This window comes from Azoarcus taiwanensis (genome assembly GCF_012910885.1).
Lineage (GTDB): Bacteria > Pseudomonadota > Gammaproteobacteria > Burkholderiales > Rhodocyclaceae > Azoarcus_F > Azoarcus_F taiwanensis.
Genome location: NZ_WTVM01000067.1, coordinates 1 through 22,413, shown reverse-complemented (window position 1 = coordinate 22,413; position 22,413 = coordinate 1). Strand labels below are relative to the sequence as shown.

The window sequence follows — 22,413 nt, the reverse complement described above, 5'->3', positions numbered from 1 at the left end:
CGCTGAAACAGGCCGGCCCCACCGGGCAGAAGATGGCCGCGATGCTGACCCGCCAGCACCCGGGTCAGAGCTTCGGCGCCAGCATCCCGGCCGAGATCACGCCGGAGTTCGTGCGCGACGAGGTCGCCCGCGGCCGCGCGATCATCCCGGCCAACATCAATCACCCCGAGACTGAGCCGATGATCATCGGCCGCAACTTCCTGGTGAAGATCAACGCCAACATCGGCAACTCGGCGCTCGGCTCCTCCATCTCGGAGGAAGTCGACAAGATGACCTGGGCCATCCGCTGGGGCGGCGACACGGTCATGGACTTGTCAACCGGCAAGAACATCCACGAGACCCGCGAGTGGATCATCCGCAACAGCCCGGTGCCCATCGGCACGGTGCCGATCTATCAGGCGCTGGAGAAGGTCGACGGCAAGGCCGAGGAACTCACCTGGGAGATTTTCCGCGACACCCTCATCGAGCAGGCCGAACAGGGCGTGGACTACTTCACCATCCACGCCGGGGTGCGACTGGCCTATGTGCCGATGACCGCCAACCGCCTCACCGGCATCGTCTCGCGCGGTGGCTCGATCATGGCCAAGTGGTGCCTCGCGCATCATAGGGAGAGCTTCCTCTACACCCACTTCGAGGAAATCTGCGAAATCATGAAGGCCTACGACGTCGCCTTCTCGCTCGGCGACGGCCTGCGCCCCGGCTCCATCTATGACGCCAACGACGAAGCCCAGCTCGCCGAGCTCAAGACCCTGGGCGAGCTCACCGACATCGCCTGGAAGCACGACGTGCAGGTCATGATCGAAGGCCCGGGCCATGTGCCGATGCAGCTCATCAAGGAGAACATGGACCTGCAGCTCGAGTGGTGCAAGGAAGCCCCCTTCTACACCCTCGGCCCGCTGACCACCGACATCGCCCCCGGCTACGACCACATCACCAGCGGCATCGGCGCCGCCCAGATCGGCTGGTACGGCACCGCCATGCTCTGTTACGTCACCCCCAAGGAGCACCTCGGCCTGCCCGACAAGGACGACGTCAAGGAAGGCATCATCACCTACAAGCTAGCCGCCCACGCCGCCGACCTCGCCAAGGGCCACCCCGGCGCCCAGATCCGCGACAACGCATTGAGCAAGGCCCGCTTCGAGTTCCGCTGGGAAGACCAGTTCAACCTCGGTCTGGACCCGGACAAGGCGCGCGAATTCCACGACGAGACCCTGCCCAAGGACTCCGCCAAGGTCGCCCACTTCTGTTCAATGTGCGGCCCGCACTTCTGCAGCATGAAGATCACCCAGGACGTACGCGACTACGCGGCGAAACAGGGTGTGGACGAAGCTGAAGCACTGAAGAAAGGGATGGAAGAGAAGGCGATCGAGTTCGTCAGGAGTGGGGCGGAGGTTTATCGCAACGTTTGACCGAAGCACCCGGTGCGGCACGCCGCACCGGGCATCAGCCCAAACTCAACGGCCAGAAGATCGGAATCAGCACACTCGCCACCGCCACGACGACGAGATTCATCGGAATGCCCAGCCGGGCGAAGTCGGTGAAACGGTAGTTGCCGGCGTTGTAGACCAGGGTGTTGGTCTGGTAGCCGATCGGGGTGGCGAAGCTGGCGCTGGCGGCGAACATGACGCCGACGACAAACGGGCGAGGATCGACGCCGAGTTGCTGGGCGACGCCGATGACAATGGGGGTGAACAGCACCGCGACCGCGTTGTTGCTGATGAACTCGGTCGCGACCGAGGTGAGCAGGATCACCAGCACGAGCATCATCCACGGTGACAGTCCACCGCCTGCGCCTACCAGGCCGCTGGCCAGTAGGTCGGCAAGGCCGGATTCGCGCATCGCGATGCTGATCGCGATCATCCCGAAGATGAGGATGATGATCGGCCACTCGATGGCCTTGTAGGCTTCATCCGAACGGATGCAGCCGGTGGCGACGACGACGGCGGCGCCAATCATTGCCAGCCCCTCGATGGGCATCACATTGAACGCCGCGAGCAGCATGACGCCGCCGATGGTGGCCAGCGCGACCGGCGCCTTGGCCGAACGGTTGGTCGGGGCGCGGCCTTCGGTGATCGCGAACAGGTCGCCGTTGTCGCAGAAGCGCTTGATCTGCGCCGGCGTGCCCTCGACCAGCAGCACATCTCCGAACTGGAGCTGGAAGTCGTCGCCGATTTCCTGGATGGACGCGTCGCGCCGGTGCACCGCGATGAGGTGGATGCCGTAGCGCGCGGCGAGGTCGAGATCGCGAATCGGGCGCTCTACATAACGTGAGGTCTGGCCGACGATGGCCTCGACCATCACGACGCCGCGCCTGCGCAGGGTCTCGAGATCATGGCTGTCGGTCGGCTGGCCCTGTTGCAGCCCGACGAGATCGGTACTGCGCAAATCCATCATCGCGTGGCTCTGCGTGTGCACGATCACCCGATCACCGACCCTCAGCGTGGTTTCCGGCGCCGGCGCCGAGATCTCGTCGTCGCCGCGGAAGAGCTTGAGCACCTTGATGGTGCCATTGGACAGCCGGGCATCCTTCAGCGTCTTGCCCGCGAGGCGCGAACCCTCTGGGACGAAGAGCTCGGTCATGAACAGGCGGTCGCCGCTGCCGGTGAATTGCTGGGTCAGCGTCTCGCGTGCCGGGAGGAATCGCGGCGCCAACAGGTACATGAAGCCGCAACCCACGAGCGCGAGCACGATGGCCGGCGCGCTGATCTCGAACATGTGGAAGGGGGCGAGCCCCATGTCGCGTGCAACGCCATCGACCAGGATGTTGGTCGATGTGCCGACCATGGTGATCAGACCACCGAGAATCGTCGCGTAAGAGAGGGGAATCAGCAACCGTGACGGCGCGATGCCGTGCCGCGAGGCGATCGCGATGACCGCCGGGATCATCACCATGACCACCGGAGTGTTGTTGATGAAGGGCGACACAAGCACTCCGACCGCCAGCAGCGCGAGCAGCAGACGCCGCTCGCTGTGCCCGGCAACCGCACCCAGCCATTCACCCAGGCGGTCGACACAGCCGGTGCGGCTCAGGGCACCGCTGATGATGAACAGGCAGGCGACCGTGATCGGCGCGCTGTTGCCGAAGACGCTGAGCACCTGCCCGGGCGAGAGCAGGCCCAGTCCGAGCAGGGCTGCCACCGCCACCATGACTGCGACATCCGGCTTGAGCCACTCGCGCACAAACGCGGCGAACAGTCCCAACAGGACAACGCCGACGATGAGCGGGTGCAAGTTTTCCGGTAAGGCAAGCATGCCGACGACGGCCAGTGAATTGCAAGGCAAGCACAGTAGCGGAATGCCGCCCGCCAACAAAAGAATGAAGACTCACTTGTTTATTCCCTGAGAAGCATAAACAGTCGCATTTCGACGTCAAAACCGGCCGCCTGACTGCGCCACCCCATCCGACTGATGCGAAACCGGGCCGGCGATGCGAGAATCACGTCTGGATCAACACCGGCCCCAGTCATGAACGCCGACACCCTCGCACCGATCGCCGCTGTGGTGTACAAGCCCACCGACCACGTGGAACCGCTGCTATTGCGCGTGGCGATCGCGCTTCGCAACCGTGGATTGCGGGTTGGCGGCGTGCTTCAGCACGACATGGCGACCATCGCCGAGGATCCTTGCGCGATGGAGCTCGAGGATTTGCACAGCGGCGAGAAGTTCGCGTTATCACAGGAGCTCGGCAGCGGCTCCGAGGCGTGCCGGCTGGACCCGGCCTCGCTCGCCCACGCGGCAGTCGCGATCCGGCGCGCGCTCGATGACGGCGTCGATGTGATGATGTTCAACAAGTTCGGTGCTCAGGAGGCTGGCGGAGCCGGTCTGCGAGACGAAATGGGGCTGGCCGTGGTTTCGGGCGTCCCCATGCTCACCGCAGTCGGCGAGCGCTTTGTCGACGAATGGGAGACCTTTACCGGCGGCGTGGCCACCGTGCTCCCGCCTGATGACGCAAGCATCCTCGCGTGGTGCGATCTGACGCTCGGCACGTGATGCCGCCAGCGCTCACGGCAACTGTCTCCTCGACGGACTGCCGTCCGGGTTGTGGCGCGTGCTGTATCGCTCCTTCGATCTCCAGCGCACTGCCCGGCATGCCCGAAGGCAAACCCGCTGGCGTCGCCTGCCCACAGCTCACCGCCGACTGGCGCTGTGCCATTTTTGGCAAACCGGAGAGACCCGCTTGTTGCAGCGGCCTGCAGCCGTCACCGCAGATGTGCGGTGAAACGCGCGAACACGCCCTGCAATGGATCGGCGAACTCGAGATCGCCACTGCGCCGTGCCGACCATCCCACCCGACCAGACATCCGACATGATCATCTACCTTCATGGCTTCCGCTCCGCGCCGGCGTCGGTCAAAGCGACCGCATTGCGCCAGCACATGACTGAGCTGGGACTGGAGAACGCCATCTGGTGCGAGCAGCTTCCGGTCTCGCCACGCAACGCGATCACGCTCATCGAAGAGGCAATCGCATCCGCGCGACGCAAGGTCAACGCGCCGACGCCGACATTGGTTGGCAGTTCGCTTGGTGGCTACTACGCCACCTGGCTTGCCGAGCGTCACGACCTGCCGGCGGTGCTGGTGAACCCGGCGGTGGTCGCACCACTGGCGCTCGAAGCCTGGGTCGGCCCGCAGACCAACTTGTACACTGGCGAGACCTTCGACTTCACCCATGAGCACATCGCGCAACTGCGCGCGCTCGAGGTGGAACGCATCACCCGCCCGGAACGCTACTGGTTGCTGGTGGAGACTGGCGACGAGGTTCTGGATTATCGCGACGCAGTGCGCAAGTACGTTGGCGCACGCCAGACCGTTCTCGAGGGTGGCGACCACGGCTTTTCTCGCTGGCACGACTACCTTGGCGAGATACTGGCCTTCGCCGGCCTCAAGGAGCGGAGATGAGCACACCGGGTTTCGACGCGACACGCTTCAAGGCCCTGGAGCGCGCTGGTTTCAACCGCATCGCGGCGCGCTATGCGGACAGCGCCCCGCTGCGCCAACGCCTCGCTGACGCGCTGCTCGATGCCGCCTCGCTGGCACCCGGCATGCGCGTGCTCGACCTTGCCAGCGGGCCGGCCTTGCTCGCGCATGACGCCGCCCGACGGGTCGCACCCGAAGGGTGGGTGATCGCAAGTGATATTGCCGAAGGCATGCTGATGGAGGCACGCTCGCGGATTGCCTCGACCACTTCGGACACGGGCCGCAACATGTCTTATCTCGCCGCCGATGCAGAACACCTGTGCGTCGCGCAGGCATCCTTCGACCGGGTGCTCGCCGGGTTGGCGCTGTTCATCTTTCCGCATCCTGAAAAGGCCTTGGCCGAGATCCGCCGCGCCCTCAAACCGGGCGGGGAACTGGTGCTTTCTGTGTGGGCCGGACGCGAGGAGGTGCCGCTCATCAGCCGGGCGCAGGACTGCATCGCGCGCATGCTCCCACCCTCCAAGGTGGTGCGACCCTCGGTGTTTCGCTTTGGCGACCCGGAAACCCTCACGCGGACACTGCGGGAAGCGGGTTTCGACTCGATCCGAATCGAATCCTGCGATTTCGAATGCGATTTCGAGGATGCCGCGGCCTACTGGCAGGCCTTTCTCGATCTGGCCGGCGGTGCAGCCGAGGCCTTGTCGCGATTGCCCGAAGCCACCCGCGACGCATTGCGCAAAGCGGTAGCCAAAGACCTCGCACCTCACCGGCAGCAAACTCGCGGCTACCGCGTGCCCGCGCGGGCTCTGGTCGCCTGCGCGCGGGCCTGAACGCCTCCGCTCAGCTTCCTTTGCCTTCCGAGCCGCCTTCGGTGGCGGCCGACTCTGCGCGCTTCTTCGCCGCACGTTCCAGCGTTGACTCGCTGCCGTCGCCCACCGGCTTGTCCTCAGCCTGGGGCTTCGCCGCGTCAGCCTCAGTCGACTTCTCTTCCCTCTCTGCTTCCGGCTTGACAGCCTTTTCAGCCGCTTCGGCCGGTGCGTCGCCCTGCTTCTTGTCGGCTGCCGGCTCGCCGGACGCTGCTTCGGGCGTGGTCGCGTTCGAAGCTTCATCGGCACCTTGTTTCTTCTCAGCTTCGCTCGCCAACGCCGCCTGCTCGTCAGCTTTGGCGTCTGCGGTCTGATCCTGCGGCTTCTCGGACTCAGCGGGCCTGGTGTCGTCTTTCCTCACGTCGCTGGCCGCGGCCGCTTCGGCAGGTTTCGCTTCGCCGCCGACCTGCCCGGTGTTGCCCGCAATCGCCTTGCGCTCGGCCGATCCCCCGTTCTCGAGCAGCATTGCACTGACCCGCTCCTTGAACAGCTCGCGCGCCGAACCCTCGGAGAGCTTCTCGTAGTCGGCCGACAAGTGCTCGAACAAGGCCTTGTAGGAACCCGCCATGTCGACGAAGAGCGTTGCTGTTTTGTCGAAATGCGTCTCGACTTCCTTCTTGTATTCGGCAATCTCCTCGTTACGACGGCTGACTTCGGTCTCCAGTTCAGCGATGCGCTCCTTCGAGCCACCGGTCGACCGGCCAATGAAGAACCCCGCCCCTGCCGCGACCACGGCCGCCACGATCGCAACCACCCACATCGTTTCCATTTGCCACTCCCCCTCCGAACAGTTACAAAGTTTGCGCTACACGCTCGACCGCGTCCAAGGCGCCTTGTTCCGAGCGCTGCCATTTCAGTGTCTCCAGGCGCACTCTTGTCTTGATCACCGAATCCGGTTGTTTACCAGTCTGTCGCGCAAGCCATGCGAAACCCACTCGATCCCGGTTCACGGACATATCCCGGGAGAGGGGAATGCAGCCTTCGTCCTGACTTCGCTTTTGTCTAAAAGTATACGCGGATTGCATCTTGCTCGCAGAATCGCCGGGCACGCGCGACCCACGGCGTGGCCGCTCGCCGAACCGGACAATTCCTTGCCGCAAGCGGCATTGACTCGATCCCTGCGGGTGACACGGAAGTTTGTTGCTTGCCTGTTAAACTGTGTGGCTTGATTCGCTACGGTGGCAAGATGTACCTATTCTTTGAAGAGAGTGGCGCGTTCAAGGCGGGGAGCATCCTCGCCGACAATGACGCTTCGTTGCAGGTTGAAACCACTCACGGCAAGCGCCTGAAGATCAAGGCAAACCACGTGCTGCTGCGCTTCAGGGAGCCTTCACCGAATGAATTGGTCGATCGTGCCGAGGCAATCGCCGGAGAGCTGGACGTAGACTTCCTGTGGGAGGTCTGCGGCGATGAGGAATTCGGATTCGAGTCACTTGCCAGTGAATATTTCGGCCGTACACCGTCGGCGGTCGAGGCCGCCGGTGTGCTGCTGCGGCTGCATTCTGCCCCGATCCACTTCCACCGCAAGGGCCGGGGCCGTTTCCGCAAGGCACCGGAAGACATTCTCAGGGCCGCACTGGCGGGTCTGGAAAAAAAGCGCCAGCAGGCCGAAACCATCGAGCGCTATCGCAGCGAATTGCTTGCCGGCAGAGTCCCTCCCGAAATCGGAGCGATGCTGCCTCAGCTGCTGTATCGGCCGGATCGCAACCGCCTCGAAAGCAAGGCCCTCGAAGCCGCCTGCGTCGATGCCGGATTGTCCGCGGCGCGGCTGCTGCTGAACTGTGGTGCGCTGCCCTCCACCTACGAGTTTCACTACAACCGCTTCCTCTTCGAGTATTTCCCCGAGGGAACCGATTTTCCGATCTTCGATGCACCGGGGACAGCGGACGATCTGCCGCTTGCGAACGTGCGTGCGTTCTCTATCGACGACGCCACCACGACCGAGATCGACGATGCTTTTTCGATCACCCCCCGCGAGGAAGGCGGCTGGCGGATCGGCATTCACATCGCGGCGCCGGCGCTGGGTTTTGGTCGCGGCTCCAAGCTCGACGACGTCGCACGCCAGCGTCTGTCGACGGTCTACATGCCCGGCAACAAGATCACCATGCTGCCCGACGAGGTGGTCGAGCAATTCACGCTGGCCGAAGGCCGCATCTGTCCGGCAGTGTCGCTCTATCTTGAAGTCACCCCGGCTCTGGCGATCGTCAGTCATGAGAGCTGTGTCGAACGGGTGCCGATCGTCGCCAACCTTCGCCACCACGACATCGAACCGGTATTCAACGAACAGACGATCGAGCACGGCATGCCCGACTTCCAATGGAAGCAGGAGCTCATGCTGCTCTGGGATCTCGCCACCGTGCTCGAGGCGGGCCGCGGCAAGCCAGGCGCAAACCAGAACCAGATCGACTACAGCTTCTACGTCGATTGGCACACCCAGACCGAGGACGGCCCCGGCTACGTCACCATCAGCCGCCGGCTACGGGGTTCGCCTCTGGACAAGCTGGTGTCCGAGCTGATGATTCTCGCCAACTCCACCTGGGGCAAGATGCTCGACCAGGCCAATGTGCCGGGCCTGTACCGCGTTCAGAACGGTGGCAAGGTCCGCATGAGCACGAGCGCGGAACCTCATGACGCGCTCGGCGTCGATTGCTATGCCTGGTCAAGTTCACCGCTGCGCCGCTACGTGGACCTCGTCAACCAGTGGCAGATCATCTCGGTGCTGTCCGAGTCCGAGCCGGCGTTCGCGCCGAAGTCACCCGACCTGTTCTCCGCGATGCGCGACTTCGAGCTGACTTACGCGGCCTATGCGGAATTCCAGCGCGGGATGGAACGCTACTGGTGTCTGCGCTGGCTGCGTCAGAAGGGCAAGCCTGAGGTAACAGCACGCGTGTTACGCGACAATGTAGTCCGCCTGGAGGAGATTCCGCTGGTCATCAAGGTTGCATCCCTGCCGCCCCAACTGCCCGACAGCCGGGTCAGGCTCGCGTTCGAAGACAGCGACCTCCTCGATATCGTCGCCGAGTTGCGTTATGTTGCGACGATATCGGAGCCGGAACTGACCGCGGACGACGCACTCGGCAACCCGTACTGAAACTTCATCGATGAGCGAGAGCACCCTGACCTTCGGATTTCAGCGCCCTGCCGGAAACTCGGCGGCAATGAGTGCGTTACTCGGAGACCGTCGCCTGCAGATTGCCATAGCGTTTTCAGCACTGCTGCATCTGCTGTTGCTCAGCGTTCACTTCAGCCTGCCAGTGATCGAACCGGAAACACGACCAAACCGATCACTCGACGTCATCCTGGTCAACGCCCGCCACGAGCGCCCGCCACTCGAAGCCGATGCCATCGCGCAAGCCAATCTCGAAGGCGGAGGCACGGTCGAGCAGGATGTCCGCCCCACCACGCCTGTCCCGCCTCAGGAGGTGCGTCAGGACGGTGATGCGCTGATCGACGCCAGCGCCGCTCGCCCGGAACCCGCCCCGGCACCGCAGGAAGTCATCACCCGAGCGGAGCCGGTAGAGCGCCCACCAGCGCGTGTCGCACCGGAAAGACGCCAGCCAGATCCGCAGCCGGAACGTCCGCAACCGACCGCGTCCGGGCTCGACCTGATGGACAGTATCGCCGCGGTCGCGCGCATGGAGGCGCAGATCGACCGCTCTCTCAGCGAGTACGCCAAGCGGCCGCGCACGCAGTACATCGGCGCCCGCGCGCGCGAGCATCGCTTCGCACAATACCTCGAGGACTGGCGGCTCAAGATAGAGCGCGTCGGCACCCTGAATTATCCGGAAGCTGCACGAGGCAGGCTCTATGGCAACCTGATGCTCTCGGTCGTGATCCGCTCGGACGGCTCGGTAGAGCGTGTCGAAGTCCAGCGTTCGTCGGGACAGCCGCTGCTCGACGAAGCCGCGATCCGCATCGTCGAACTGGCCGCGCCGTTCGCTCCCTTCCCGCCCAACATCAAGGTTGATACCGACGTCATCGACATCACCCGGACGTGGACCTTTACCAACACGGATCAACTCAGGACCTCGCGCTGATGGATCGTTACGCAGTCGTGGGCAATCCGATCGCTCACAGCAAGTCGCCCCAGATCCATCGTCTGTTCGCGGAGCAGACCGGCCAGACGATGAGTTACGAAGCCTTGCTGGCGCCGCTCGATGGATTCGCCGAAACGGTCGCCAGCTTCCGCGCACAAGGGGGCCTGGGCATGAACGTCACGGTACCGTTCAAGCTCGAGGCCCACGCGCTCGCCGAGCGCCTGACACCGCGCGCGCAAGCGGCCGGCGCAGTCAACACGCTCGCCTTCGGCGACGAGGGCATGCTCGGTGACAATACCGATGGCGCCGGCTTGGTGCGCGACCTGGAGCACAACCTCGACTGCCGTCTTGCTGGCGCGAGCGTGCTGCTGCTCGGCGCCGGCGGTGCCGCACGAGGCGCGCTGCTCCCCCTCTTGTCATCCAGGCCGAAGAAGCTCGTGATCGCCAACCGGACGCCAGGAAAGGCATTGGCACTCGCAGAGCATTTTCGGGGACTTGCACCCCAGGCGCCACTCGAAGCCTGCGGTTTCGAAGGCCTTGCCGGGCTGGACTTCGACATCGTGATCAACGCAACGGCCGCGAGCCTGGCAGCCGAAGCGCCTGAGCTGCCGCCGGCCATTTACGCGTCAGGGTCATTGGCCTACGACATGATGTACGGCGCGACACCAACTGCATTCCTGGTTGCGGCCGATCGCGCAGGCGCCGCGCGCCTCGCGGACGGCCTTGGCATGCTGGTCGAACAGGCCGCCGAGAGCTTCGCGTTGTGGCGTGGCGTGAGACCGGACACCACACCGGTGCTGGCGGAGTTGCGCCGCCAGCTCGCGGGTGGATGAAACGGGCTTTTCGGTTTCTTGGGCGGATCCTCGCCGTCCTGCTGCTGGCCTTCGTGCTTGTGCAGGCCTGGTTCTTCGCCCATGTGCTGTGGTGGGAACACAATAACCCCACCAGCACGCGCTTCATGCGGCTGCAGCTGGCTGAACTGCGCGAGCGTGATCCGCAGGCCCAGCTCCGTCACGAATGGGTCCCCTACGAGCGCATCTCGGTGCACCTGAAGCGCGCGGTGGTCGCCGCCGAGGACGACCGCTTCATGCAGCATCAGGGTTTCGACTGGCACGGGATCCAGCACGCCATCGAACGTAACCGGGCGCGCGGCACGCGCACCGCCGGTGGCTCGACCATCAGCCAACAACTCGCGAAAAACCTCTTCCTGTCACCCAAGCGCAGCTATCTGCGCAAAGGCCAGGAAGCGATCATTACGGTCATGATCGAGCAGACCTGGGACAAGCGGCGCATTCTCGAGGTCTATCTCAACGTGGTCGAATGGGGCGAAGGCGTATTCGGCGCCGAAGCCGCGGCACAGCACTATTTCCGCGTCTCCGCCGACCGTCTCGGTCCGGGCGAGGCAAGCCGGCTGGCGGTCAAACTTCCGAATCCCAGACGCTACGAGCGCGAGTTCGGACCACGCATGACCAGCCATGCGGAGCGAGTCCGCCAACGCATGCGCGCGAGCCGGATTCCGGCAGATTAACCCGCATCTCTCACACGGACGCGTCGCGAGGGCGCCGAGGTGCCGCTGTGGTGCACCGCAGGGATTTCGCGACAGTGCAGGCGTACGGCATGCTTCAACGAGCGCATCGGTGGTCGCGGCCGTGATGGTGAGGGAAGTGCGGGTTAACAGCCTCCGGGATCGCCTATAGCAGGCGCAAGCCGTAGAATTGCGCTTTGAGCCTTTTTCGCGACCCGAGATCATGTCCGAAGAACCCGAGCGCCACCCCGACGACGTTCAGCAACACCTGCGAGATGTGCAGGAGCTGTTGTCGCGCCAGAGACTCGTCGAGGATCTGGTGCTGCGCCAGGACATGCCACGTCACGATCTCGTCGAGGATCTCGTCCATCGGCAGCACCTGGCAGAGCTGCAGCACAGGCTGGACGAACTGCATCCGGCCGACATCGCCTTCATCCTCGAAGCCCTGCCGCTGGACGAACGCCTGTTCCTCTGGAACCTGGTCAAGGCGGAAAGGGACGGCGAGATCCTGCTGGAAGTCTCGGATGCGGTGCGCGAGTCGCTCATCGAGACGATGGACCCGCAGGAGCTCAAGGCTGCTGCAGAAAGTCTGGACGCCGACGAACTCGCCGACCTTGCGCCCGACCTGCCGCCCGAGGTCATCCAGGATGTCTTCCAGTCGCTGGATACCGAGGAGCGTGAGCAACTGCGCGCGGCCATGTCCTACCCCGAGGACACCGTCGGGGCGTTGATGGACTTCGACATGGTGACGGTTCGCGAGGACGTCACGCTGGAGGTGGTCCTGCGCTACCTGCGCCGGTTCGATGAGCTTCCCGAGCACACGGACAAGCTCTTCGTGGTGGATCGCGAAGAGCACCTGCGCGGCATTCTGACCCTGGAGCAGCTGCTCACCAACGACCCTGAGACCCTGGTCAGCACCCTGATGCGCACCGAGACCATCATCAGCTTCGAACCGGGCGACGACGCGGACGATGCAGCCCAGGCCTTCGAACGCTACGATCTGATCTCGGCGCCGGTGGTCGATTCGGAAAAGCGGGTTATTGGACGCCTGACGGTGACCGACGTGGTCGATTACATCCGCGAGGAAACCGAGCACGAAATCCTGTCAAACGCCGGTCTGCGCGAGGAGGAAGACATCTTCGCTCCGGTGTGGCACTCGGTAAAGAACCGCTGGGGTTGGCTCGCGATAAACATGGTCACCGCGATCATCGCGTCGCGGGTGATCGGCGCCTTCGAGGGCTCAATAGAGAAGCTGGTCGCACTCGCCGCGCTGATGCCGATCGTCGCCGGCATCGGCGGCAACTCCGGCAACCAGACAATCACCATGATCGTGCGCGCGATCGCAATGGGCCAGGTCGAGCACTCAGCGATGAAGCGCCTGATCCGCAAGGAGATGGGGGTCGCCGTGATCAACGGGGTGTTCTGGGGTGGCTTTCTCGGCGTGATGGCCTGGTGGCTCTATGGCAGCTGGTCGCTCGGGGTGGTCATGACTTCCGCGATGATACTCAACCTCCTGCTCGCCGCCAGCGCAGGCGTGCTGATCCCGATGATCCGCACCCGTTTCGGCCGCGATCCGGCTCTCGGCAGCTCGGTGATGATCACCGGTCTGACCGACTCGGGCGGCTTCTTCATCTTCCTCGGGCTGGCGACGATCTTCCTGCTGTGAAGTGCCGGGGGCGGCGGCAACGCCCCCGCCCGGCTCTCGCGCCGTCATCACAAGGATGCGAATGCCTCTCGCGAAGCTTCGACGGTCGCATCGATGTCTGCTTCGCTGTGCGCCACCGAGACGAACCCCGCCTCGAACGCTGAGGGGGCGAAATAGTGGCCGGCCGACAGCATGGCATGGAAGAAGCGATTGAAGCGGTCACGATCGCAGGCCATGACTTCACCGTAAGATGCCGGCACCGACTCCGAGAAGTAAATACCGAACATGCCGCCGACCGAGTCTGCACTGAAGACCACGCCAGCATCACTTGCCGCAGCGGCAAGACCCTTCACGAGACGCTCGGCGCGCGCCGACAAGGTTTCGTAAAAGCCCGGCGCCGATAGCAGCTGCAGGGACGCCAGTCCGGCCGCGACCGCAACTGGACTGCCCGACAGGGTGCCGGCCTGGTACACCGAACCGAGCGGCGCAATGCACTCCATGATGTCGCGGCGCCCGCCGAAGGCGCCCACCGGCATGCCACCGCCGATCACCTTGCCGAGGGTGGTGAGATCCGGGGTGATGCCATATAGACCCTGCACGCCTTGCGGACCGACGCGGAAACCGGTCATCACCTCGTCGAAGATGAGCACCGAGCCGTATTCGCTGCAAATGCGGCGCAAGCCCTCGAGAAATCCCGGGCGCGGCTTGATCAGGTTCATGTTGCCGGCGACCGGCTCGACGATGACCGCCGCGATCTCTGCGCCGCGGGCACGAAAGACCGTTTCGACCTGGTCGAGGTCGTTGAAGTCGAGCACGATCGTGTGCTTCGCGAAGTCCTCTGGCACGCCGCCGGAAGACGGGTTGCCGAAAGTCAGAAGCCCTGAGCCGGCCTTGACCAGCAGGCTGTCCGCATGGCCGTGATAGCAGCCCTCGAACTTGACGATCGCGTCACGGCCTGTGAAACCGCGCGCGAGGCGGATCGCGCTCATCGTCGCCTCGGTGCCGGAACTGACCAGCCGAACCATGTCCATCGACGGCAACAGGGCACACAGCCGCTCTGCCATTTCGATCTCGGCTTCGGTCGGCGCGCCGAAGGAGAGGCCGCGCAACGCCGCCTCGCGCACGGCTTCGACGATTGCAGGGTGGGCATGGCCTGCGATCGCCGGCCCCCACGAGCCGACGTAGTCGACATAGACCTTGCCGTCTGCATCCCAGACCCGCGCACCCTCTGCCCGCTCGATGAAGCGAGGCGTGCCGCCGACCGATCTGAAGGCGCGCACCGGGGAGTTCACTCCACCGGGGATGGTCTTTCCGGCGCGCTCGAAGAGGGCTTCGTTCTTGCTGTTCATAAGTTCTCTTGTAAGAAAGTTTTGGCGTTTGAGCGACGCATTGTCGCCCGCGACGCAGCCCGGGTCCACCCGCGTCAGCGGTCGTGCTCGACGCGATCGAACAGTTCTTGATAGGCAGCCGCCCGCTGCGCGGGATCCGGCGAATCGAAGACATCACTGATGACTGCCAGCATGTCCGCACCCGCCTCGACCACCTCCGCTGCATTGTCCAGCGAGATTCCGCCAATCGCGACCAGTGGCAAACCCAGCGCACCAGCACGGGAAAAGAGCGCCAGCGGCGCCCTCACTGCCCGCGGTTTGGTGCCTGACGGCCGCACTGCACCGAAGGCCACGTAATCGGCGCCGGCATCCCGCGCCGCGACGGCGCGATCGAAATCCGCGTAGCAACTGACCCCGAGCAGCATCTGCCCACCAATACGCCGCCGGACCTCCGCCACGTCGCCGTCGTCACCACCGACATGCACCCCATCGGCTCCGATCGCGACGGCCAGATCGACATCGTCGTTCACAATCAGCGGAATACCCCCGGCACGGCACTCGGCGAGCAGCGCGGCAGCCTGGACGCGGCGCAGTTCATCCGATGCCAGCTTGTTGCGATACTGAAGCAGCGCCGGCTGACCCGCGAGGACGGCCCGAACGAGCGCAAGCAGCGCTTCGTTGTTCTGGACGTCCGGGGTGATCGCGTACAGGCCACGCATGCGGTATTCAGTCCTCACGCCCGGCATCCTCCCGGGTCCAGAACAACCGGTCTGGCAGAGCCAGCCCCATGCCGATCCGGTACGCGCTCGAAAGCGCCTGGAAGACGAACTCCTCCGCCTCACGACACGCTCGTGCAACATCCATGCCCTGTGCGAGCGATGCCGCAATCGCCGTGGCCAGCAGGGCACGTGCGCCGAGGTAGTGCCCTGCCAGACGTCGCCAACGGTCGCTGCGCAGTGGCGTCCCATTCACGTAAAGGACGTTCTCGATCTCGTCACCCGGCGAATCCCCGCCACAAAGCAGTACGTGACCAACTCCGGCAGCGAATACCGCCTCGAGCGCTGCGGTCTGGTCGATGCCACCCTCTCCGTCATCCTGATCGCTGCTGCCTTCCACGACAAGACGTTCGAGATCGCGCTGACCAACGACCAGCACCGATGCCATCGGCAGCAAGAGCTGCATCAGCGCCTGGCAATACTCCTCGCCGTCTTCATCGAGGAAATCGATCAGCGCCAGCGATGGCTCGAGCACCAGCGGCGTCTCCGGATAGTCGGAAAGCAATGCAGCCACTGCAGCAACATTCTCGACGCTGCCGAGCATGCCTACACGAAAGGCGGCCACCGGCACATCTTCCAGTATCACCTGCGCCTGTGCCACGATCACTTCGGCATCAAGCACCGACACTTCATCCACCCCCCGCGTGTCGCGAACCGCAACTGCGCAGGCAACCGACAACGGGTGGCAGCCCATGCTCGCCAGCGTGAGCACATCCGACTGCAGACCCTCTCCGGACGTCGTTTCGAGGCAACCGAAGGCCAAGACAGCGGAATATGCATTGTTCGTGCGAAAAGTCATGATCCCGTTGGTTCCCAAAGGCGTTTCACTCTGGCATTGAAATGAAAATGCGGTAAGATGCCGCGAGCCGATTCTACAGCCAAAGCCATACCTGGACGCCAAGACATGTCCGACGCCAATTACAAAACGTATATGTGTCTGATATGTGGCTTCATCTATGACGAGGCCGCCGGACTGCCGCAGGAGGGCATCGCACCGGGCACCAGGTGGGAAGACATTCCCCCGAACTGGACCTGCCCCGAGTGCGAGGCACGAAAGGAAGACTTCGAAATGGTGGAAATATGATTTGCACCGACTCACCCGCGTCCATGCCAACCCTCGGAGGGGGTGCGTAAGCCATGGGCTCGCGCATCATCCGTGACGACATGTGCGTTTCAGCGGGAAAAGGATTTTTTGCATGAACCTGAGCGGACTCAAGGTGATGGTGATCGATGACAGCAACACCATTCGCCGCAGTGCCGAGATCTTTCTGGGTCAGGCCGGATGCGAAGTCATTCTGGCCGAAGACGGCTTCGACGCCCTTGCAAAGATCGCAGACCACAAACCCGACGTGATCTTCGTCGACATCATGATGCCGCGCCTCGACGGTTACCAGACCTGTTCGCTCATCAAGAAGAATGCCAAGCTGGCTGCCACCCCGGTGATCATGCTGTCATCGAAGGACGGCTTGTTCGACCGCGCGCGCGGACGCATGGCCGGCTCTGACGAATACCTGACCAAGCCGTTTACCAAAGATAGTCTACTGAAGACCGTCGCACACCATACCGCCGGTCGCAGCTGATTTTTTGCGGAGATAGAAGACAGACAATGCCGATCAAGAAGATTCTCGTGGTGGACGACTCACCCACCGAACGGTTTGCAATGACCGAGGCACTGACCAGCAAGGGTTACCAGGTTCTGACCGCAGAGAGCGGTGAGGAAGCAATCGCCAAGAGCAAGAGCGAACTGCCGGACCTGATTCTGATGGACGTCGTGATGCCTGGAATGAACGGTTATCAGGCCACTCGCACCATCTCGCGCGACCCGGTTACCGGCTCGATCCCGATCATCATCTGCACCACCAAGTCCCAGGAAACCGACAAGATCTGGGGCATGCGACAGGGTGCACTCGACTACATGGTCAAGCCGGTCGATCACGCTGAGCTCCTCGCCAAAATCGCGAAGATGGGCTGACCCGGGATGGCACGGCGGATCAGCCTTAGGGAGTTTCAGGAGAACCTGGTCAAACGTCTTGCCGAGGCACGCACCGGCGACCGACGTACATTGCTGGGTGTCGAGGCCGGCGAAGAGCACTGGCTCGTGGATCTCACCGACACCGGGGAGGTCCTGCCAGTGCCGCCGGTCAGCCACGTACCTTTGACGCGCTCCTGGTTCAGAGGCGTAGCCAATGTGCGCGGGACCTTGTACGGCGTCGTCGATTTCGCCAACTTCCATGACCACCCGAACCTGCCGGTCGGCGGCCGGGCCCGGTTGCTGTTGATTCACCCGCGTCACGGCGTCAATAGCGCGCTGCTATGCTCACGCACCAGCGGCCTGCGCAGCCCGGAGGAGTTCGAGGAGATCGCAGGCGCGGAAGACCCGCGCCCCTGGGTCGCGGGCAAGGTGCGGGACATCCAGGGCACCGAGTGGCAACGACTCGATGTCGTCACCCTGATACGACACCCCCGTTTTCTCGAGGCCGGGATCAGTTCAACCTGATCTCCCAAATCAACCGAACCAGCTTTTTCTAGCGGCGGAGCAAGCTCAATGGCATCCCAGCTTTCCGACAAGTCAGCGGACCAGAACAACGATACCGAATCGCAGACCACGATTCTCGACACAGGCACGCCAACGGCTGGGGGCAGCAATGAGCCCCAAAAGGCACCAGCGCGGCGCAGCGCGGCCGAGCGCATGAAGACGCTCGGTCTCGTTTTTGGCTTGTTCGTCATCATCACCGTTGGCCTGCTTGTCTATCAGGGCCGTCAGACCGCAAATTCCACGCTGTACATTTCTGCGGCTGGTGAGCTGCAGATGCTCTCGCAGCAGATCGCGAAGGCCGGGCAGCTCGCGATCCAGGGTGATGCGGACGCGTTCAGCGAATTGCGTGGGGCCAACGCCCGCTTCACGACACTGCTCAATACGCTGATCAACGGCGGCATGCTGGGCAACAGCGAAGTGCCGCCCAGCCCGACTACAGTCACTCCCCAGCTCGATGCACTCAGTGAAATCTGGGCTCGCTCCGACCGCGACGCACGTCAGCTGCTCAGCCAGGACACCAACCTCGCCAACCTGAACCGTTCGGTCGAGACGATCAACGTGCAGAGCTCAGAACTTCTCGATCTCACCGAGGAGATCGCGGCACTCAAACTGCAAGCCGGCGCGGACGCCGCGGACATCGCCTCGGCGAACAGTCTCGTGATGCTGACCCAGCGCATCGCTCGAAACGCCAATGCGCTGCTGGTCGCAACCGCCATCGACCCGGAAGTGGCTTTTCTGATCGGCAAGGACGCCAACACCTTCCGCGAGTTGCTGACCGAGCTGCGTCAGACCAGTCGCGATTTCGATGTACGTCAACGTGTGACCGATCTTGAAGGCGCTGCCCAGGAGTCGCTCGAGGCTGTCACCAACATTCTCGCAAACATGCAGTTCCTGGTTCAGGCCAAGCAGGCCGGTGCGCGCCTCTTCGGCGACTCGACCCAGCTTCTCGAGCGCACTCGCGAACTGTCCGACGCCTATGACCAGACGGTGCGGGGCATCGGCGCAGCAACGGTCGGCGCCATCGCAAGCGGATTGCTTGCGTTGCTGCTGCTCTGGCTGATCGCAAGAACCTACAACGAAGATATTCAGGAGCGCCGAGCCGAGACCGAAGCCCGCCGCCTCCAGGCCGAGGATGATCGCAACCTTTCGCAACAGGCAATTCTGCGCCTGATGAACGAAATGGGCGACCTCGCGGACGGCGACCTTACGGTTCGCGCGACGGTTACCGAAGACATCACCGGCGCGATCGCAGACTCGGTGAACTATACGGTCGAGGAACTCTCGGTTCTGGTGCGTCGAATCAACGATGCTGCCAGCCGCGTCACGCTCGCCACCGAATCGGCACAGAAAACATCGAACGAGCTGCTCGATGCCACCGAGCGCCAGACCCGCGAAATCGAGCAGGCGGGAGACACTGTGCAGCGCATGGCGCAGTCCATGACTTCATCCTCCGAACGCGCCCTCGAATCTGCCCAGGTCGCCCGCAAGTCGCGCGATGCGGCACGCAAGGGCACCAATGCGGTGGAGAACACGATCAAGGGCATGCAGGGTATCCGCGAGCAAATCCAGGAGACCTCCAAGCGAATCAAGCGCCTCGGCGAATCGTCCCAGGAGATCGGCGAGATCGTCGAACTGATTTCGGACATTACCGAGCAGACCAACGTACTCGCGCTCAACGCGGCGATCCAGGCGGCTTCGGCCGGCGAAGCCGGTCGTGGCTTCACGGTCGTTGCGGAAGAAGTGCAGCGCCTGGCTGAACGAAGCGCAGAGGCGACCAAGCAGATTGCGGCGATCGTGAAAACCATTCAGACCGACACCAAGGACGCAGTCGGCGCTATGGAAAGCGCCACCCGAGACGTGGTCGACGGTGCGCAACTGTCCGACGCAGCAGGTCAGGCGCTTGCCGAAATCGATGAAGTTTCAACCGAAACCGCCCGCCTCATTGAGCAGATTTCGACCGAGATCCAGCAACAGGCTGCAACGGCAGGTCGGGTTGCGAACACGATGAAGGACATTCTCGCCATTACCGAGCAAACGACCCGAGGCACCGAGCAGACCGCAGTGTCGATTGGCGAACTGGCCGATCTCGCCGTCGAGCTCAAGGGTTCGGTGTCCGGCTTCAAGGTCTGAGTCCGCGCGGAGGCGGGAGAACGTTGCCATGACGCACACCACCGAACTGGATCTGGGCCCACTTACCTGGGTCAAGAGCGAGATCGATCAGGCGCTTTCAAAAGCGGAGGAAGCCCTCGGCCTGGCCGCATCTTCCTCCGGTGAGCGCACCACCCACATCCAGTTTGCGCAAACTCATCTGCACCAAGCGTGTGGCGCGCTATCGATCGTCGGGCTGGACGGCCTGACACAGTTCGCCATTGCGCTGGAGCGCTTGCTCGGGTCACTCGCGCGAGAGGAACAAGTCGGCGGCGCTGACGAGGCCATCTCGGTCTGTCAGCGTGGTCTCGCATCAATCGGCAACTACCTCGAAGACATCGTGCGCGGCGCGCCCGACCAAGCCTTGCGGTTAGCCGAACTTTACGGCGTCATCGAAGGCGCTAGGGGCAATAAGGTCCCAAATCCGGCAGATCTCTTCTATCCTGATCTCGCCGTCAGGGCGCCAGTCCGCCAGAAGGGCCCCGAACTCAAGGGCCAGGCCTGGGACGCAGGTCTCAGACGCGCCCGTGCGGATTTCCAGCGCGGCCTGCTGAGCTGGCTCAAAGCACCGGGGAAGCCAGAGGGCGCGATCCTTATGCGGAATGCCGCATCCCAGGCGCAGGCCTTGCAGGCGAGCCACACAAGTACCGCCCTGTGGTGGGCAGCCCAGGGTTTCTTCGATGCGTTGGCACAGGGTGCCTTGCCGACCAACACACTCATCCGCAATCTGTGCACGCGCTATGACAAGGAGCTTCGGCAGCAGCAACGCGGCTTGCGCACACCACCGGAAGGGCTTCTTCGCGAAACCCTCTACTGGCTCGCTCAGTCTGGGCTCGAAGGCACTCTGCAACAGGGCATCCGCAATGCCTGGCAACTCGACAAGCTGATTCCTGCAGCCGGGAGCACGGTTACCGAGGTACCCCTCGCGCCATTGCTGAAATCCCTGCATCAAGAGGTACTTGCTGCCAAACGGGCTTGGGATGAGTTCAGCGACGGCCAGGCCGCTGCCCTTCCCCGTTTCGAATCTCACGTCGGAAAGCTTGGCGAACTGGGTCGGCAACTCGGACGCCCCGCGTTCGAGCAACTCACGGAAGGTCTTTCCCAATTCGTGGCGTGGCTTCGCAAGGATCCTCTGCGCTTTGGTGACGCGGCCGGGCTCGAGGCCGCATCGGCCTTGCTGCTGGTCGAGATCGCGCTCGATCGCGGTGTCTCCGAAAGCGATTTCGAGAATCAGGTTGCCGATACGGTTGCCCGTCTCGAGGCGCTCTCTCGCGGCGAACAGCTGGCAGCGGCCGACGACTCCGCAACGATCGACGCAGCACGCAAGCTCAACGAGAGGCAAGCGCGGGCTCAGGTCGCGCGCGAGATCATCAGCAGCCTGGCGCAAGTCGAACAGGCGCTCGACGATTACTTCCGCAATCCCAACAAGCGCGCTCCGCTTGCGACGCTCGCCAACCCATTGCACCAGATACAGGGAGCGCTGACCCTTGTCGGCGACGATCTGGCCGTCGCGCTGATCGAGCGGTCTGCTGACACGGTCGCGCGCCTGGCCGAGGGCCAGGAACTCGAACCGTCGGCGCATGAGACACTGGCACATGAGTTGTCCGCTCTCGGCTTTTACGTTCAGGCCTTGAAGCATGGCCCGGCGGACCTGCGAAGCTTTCTGGAGCCTGAAGCCGGCGAAGAGGCCGGCCCTGAGCCCGAGCCGACTGCGCTGGCGGAGGAGCTCGAGTCCGAAGCGGTATTCGAGTTCGAGGCGCCGCTCGAATCCGAGGCGGCGTCCGATACCGCTCCAGTGCTCGAAGCGGCACAGCGTGTGGAAGAAGCGGGGCCGACACACGCTCCGTTCGAGGCACCGCCTCTTCCGCCTGCATTGCCGGCCCCGTCCGCAGCAACGCCTGAAGAAGCCGACGAGATCGACGAAGAGCTACTCGAGATCTTCCTCGAAGAAGCCCGCGAAGTACTCGACACGATTACCAGCCACATCGACGCAATACGCCCTTCAGTGGCAGACCCGGAAGCGCTCACCGTCGTTCGACGTGGCTTCCACACCCTGAAGGGTAGTGGGCGCATGGTCGGCCTCACCGAACTCGGAGACGCCGCATGGGCCATTGAGCAAACCCTGAACCGCTGGCTTCAGCTTGAATGGCCGCCAAACGACACACTGGTGGAACTGATCGAGGAGGCGCATCGACGCTTCAGCGTGTGGGTCGAACAGATCGCAGCGAAAGGCGGACTCAGCCTCGATGTCCAGCCGCTCATGGCCGATGCCGAACGCCTGCGATTGATGGAAGCCCCCGAAACCGCGACCGCAGCCGCATCGGCCGAGTTGATATCCGAGCCCACGCTCGCTGAGGCGACGGAGTCTCGTCAGCCACCGGAAGAAGCGCTCACGGCCGAAGAGTCGCAACCTGGTGCAGACTTCGGCGCCTCGGATGAGTCGCTGCCGTCTTTCGAACAGGCTGCAGCCGTCGAGCAGGCAGGCCCGGGCACCGAAGACATGCCTTTGCCGACGCTTGACTCAGAAGCATCGGCGGAGGAGGAACCGGAACCCGAAACCGCAGACGGACTGCTGTTGCTCGATGAAAGCGAGCTCGGCGCTGAGATTCTTCTCGAGGACGGCATCTGGGCGACAGG

The 22,413-nt window shown here is 63.5% G+C and carries 21 protein-coding genes; 16 read left to right on the top strand and 5 right to left on the bottom strand.

Annotated features, from left to right (window positions below; genetic code table 11):
• On the top strand, positions 1-1,409 hold a 1,409-nt coding region (gene thiC, locus GPA21_RS11915), incomplete at its 5' end, for a phosphomethylpyrimidine synthase ThiC (protein ID WP_168988386.1).
• A gap of 34 nt (positions 1,410-1,443) precedes the next feature.
• Here the strand turns inward: thiC and GPA21_RS11910 are convergent.
• Positions 1,444-3,231 (bottom strand): SLC13 family permease, encoded by a 1,788-nt coding sequence (locus GPA21_RS11910; protein ID WP_246261924.1) that lies wholly within the window; start codon positions 3,229-3,231, stop codon positions 1,444-1,446.
• A gap of 234 nt (positions 3,232-3,465) precedes the next feature.
• On the opposite strand from GPA21_RS11910, the gene GPA21_RS11905 reads away from it, so the two are divergent.
• The 4 genes from GPA21_RS11905 to GPA21_RS11895 are packed head-to-tail and all read left to right on the top strand — an operon-like array spanning position 3,466 to position 5,745.
• The gene (locus GPA21_RS11905; protein ID WP_168988384.1) at positions 3,466-3,990 is read left to right on the top strand and encodes a DUF2478 domain-containing protein; all 525 of its coding nucleotides are present in this window, start codon (positions 3,466-3,468) and stop codon (positions 3,988-3,990) included.
• Positions 3,990-4,310, top strand: coding sequence for a YkgJ family cysteine cluster protein (locus GPA21_RS20940; protein WP_246261923.1), 321 nt, complete (start codon positions 3,990-3,992; stop codon positions 4,308-4,310). Before GPA21_RS11905 ends, GPA21_RS20940 begins: the two co-directional genes overlap by 1 nt.
• The gene (locus tag GPA21_RS11900) at positions 4,307-4,897 is read left to right on the top strand and encodes a YqiA/YcfP family alpha/beta fold hydrolase (protein WP_168988383.1); all 591 of its coding nucleotides are present in this window, start codon (positions 4,307-4,309) and stop codon (positions 4,895-4,897) included. Before GPA21_RS20940 ends, GPA21_RS11900 begins: the two co-directional genes overlap by 4 nt.
• Positions 4,894-5,745 carry a class I SAM-dependent methyltransferase gene (locus GPA21_RS11895; RefSeq protein WP_168988382.1) on the top strand — a complete coding sequence of 284 codons (852 nt, stop codon included), beginning with the start codon at positions 4,894-4,896 and terminating at the stop codon, positions 5,743-5,745. The genes GPA21_RS11900 and GPA21_RS11895 overlap by 4 nt, the downstream gene beginning before the upstream one ends.
• Positions 5,746-5,755: 10 nt before the next feature.
• On the opposite strand, the gene GPA21_RS11890 is transcribed toward GPA21_RS11895, so the two are convergent.
• On the bottom strand, positions 5,756-6,550 hold the full coding sequence (locus GPA21_RS11890; protein ID WP_168988381.1) for a ZapG family protein: 795 nt from the start codon (positions 6,548-6,550) through the stop codon (positions 5,756-5,758).
• 417 nt (positions 6,551-6,967) lie between these two features.
• Here GPA21_RS11890 and GPA21_RS11885 point away from each other — a divergent pair, with 417 nt between their 5' ends.
• From GPA21_RS11885 to mgtE, 5 genes are all read left to right on the top strand, one after another.
• Entirely contained in the window at positions 6,968-8,872 is a 1,905-nt protein-coding gene (locus GPA21_RS11885) for a ribonuclease catalytic domain-containing protein (RefSeq protein WP_168988380.1), read from the top strand.
• 67 nt (positions 8,873-8,939) lie between these two features.
• On the top strand, positions 8,940-9,818 hold the full coding sequence (locus GPA21_RS11880) for an energy transducer TonB (protein ID WP_246261926.1): 879 nt from the start codon (positions 8,940-8,942) through the stop codon (positions 9,816-9,818).
• Positions 9,818-10,651, top strand: a complete 834-nt coding sequence (gene aroE, locus GPA21_RS11875) for a shikimate dehydrogenase (RefSeq protein WP_168988378.1) — start codon at positions 9,818-9,820, stop codon at positions 10,649-10,651. The genes GPA21_RS11880 and aroE overlap by 1 nt, the downstream gene beginning before the upstream one ends.
• Positions 10,648-11,346, top strand: coding sequence for a monofunctional biosynthetic peptidoglycan transglycosylase (gene mtgA, locus GPA21_RS11870; protein WP_168988377.1), 699 nt, complete (start codon positions 10,648-10,650; stop codon positions 11,344-11,346). The genes aroE and mtgA overlap by 4 nt, the downstream gene beginning before the upstream one ends.
• Positions 11,347-11,566: 220 nt before the next feature.
• The gene (mgtE, locus tag GPA21_RS11865) at positions 11,567-13,009 is read left to right on the top strand and encodes a magnesium transporter (protein ID WP_168988376.1); all 1,443 of its coding nucleotides are present in this window, start codon (positions 11,567-11,569) and stop codon (positions 13,007-13,009) included.
• Between the two features lie 47 nt (positions 13,010-13,056).
• Here mgtE and hemL read toward each other — a convergent pair whose 3' ends face one another.
• The 3 genes from hemL to thiD form a co-directional block, all read right to left on the bottom strand.
• On the bottom strand, positions 13,057-14,337 hold the full coding sequence (gene hemL / locus GPA21_RS11860; RefSeq protein WP_168988375.1) for a glutamate-1-semialdehyde 2,1-aminomutase: 1,281 nt from the start codon (positions 14,335-14,337) through the stop codon (positions 13,057-13,059).
• A 74-nt stretch (positions 14,338-14,411) separates the two neighbouring features.
• A complete protein-coding gene (thiE, locus tag GPA21_RS11855; RefSeq protein ID WP_168988374.1) occupies positions 14,412-15,062 on the bottom strand; it encodes a thiamine phosphate synthase in 651 nt (216 codons plus the stop codon).
• Positions 15,043-15,891 carry a bifunctional hydroxymethylpyrimidine kinase/phosphomethylpyrimidine kinase gene (thiD, locus tag GPA21_RS11850; RefSeq protein ID WP_168988373.1) on the bottom strand — a complete coding sequence of 283 codons (849 nt, stop codon included), beginning with the start codon at positions 15,889-15,891 and terminating at the stop codon, positions 15,043-15,045. Before thiD ends, thiE begins: the two co-directional genes overlap by 20 nt.
• Positions 15,892-16,023: 132 nt before the next feature.
• Here thiD and GPA21_RS11845 point away from each other — a divergent pair, with 132 nt between their 5' ends.
• The 6 genes from GPA21_RS11845 to GPA21_RS11820 form a co-directional block, all read left to right on the top strand.
• Positions 16,024-16,176: a rubredoxin gene (locus GPA21_RS11845; protein WP_343037318.1), complete on the top strand. Its 153-nt coding sequence runs from the start codon at positions 16,024-16,026 to the stop codon at positions 16,174-16,176.
• Positions 16,177-16,288: 112 nt separating this feature from the next.
• On the top strand, positions 16,289-16,672 hold the full coding sequence (locus GPA21_RS11840; protein ID WP_168988371.1) for a response regulator: 384 nt from the start codon (positions 16,289-16,291) through the stop codon (positions 16,670-16,672).
• A 26-nt stretch (positions 16,673-16,698) separates the two neighbouring features.
• Positions 16,699-17,064 carry a response regulator transcription factor gene (locus GPA21_RS11835; protein ID WP_168988370.1) on the top strand — a complete coding sequence of 122 codons (366 nt, stop codon included), beginning with the start codon at positions 16,699-16,701 and terminating at the stop codon, positions 17,062-17,064.
• 6 nt (positions 17,065-17,070) lie between these two features.
• Positions 17,071-17,589, top strand: coding sequence for a chemotaxis protein CheW (locus GPA21_RS11830; protein ID WP_168988369.1), 519 nt, complete (start codon positions 17,071-17,073; stop codon positions 17,587-17,589).
• Between the two features lie 48 nt (positions 17,590-17,637).
• Entirely contained in the window at positions 17,638-19,758 is a 2,121-nt protein-coding gene (locus GPA21_RS11825; RefSeq protein WP_168988368.1) for a methyl-accepting chemotaxis protein, read from the top strand.
• A 28-nt stretch (positions 19,759-19,786) separates the two neighbouring features.
• On the top strand, positions 19,787-22,413 hold a 2,627-nt coding region (locus GPA21_RS11820; protein ID WP_211163558.1), incomplete at its 3' end, for a FimL-related protein.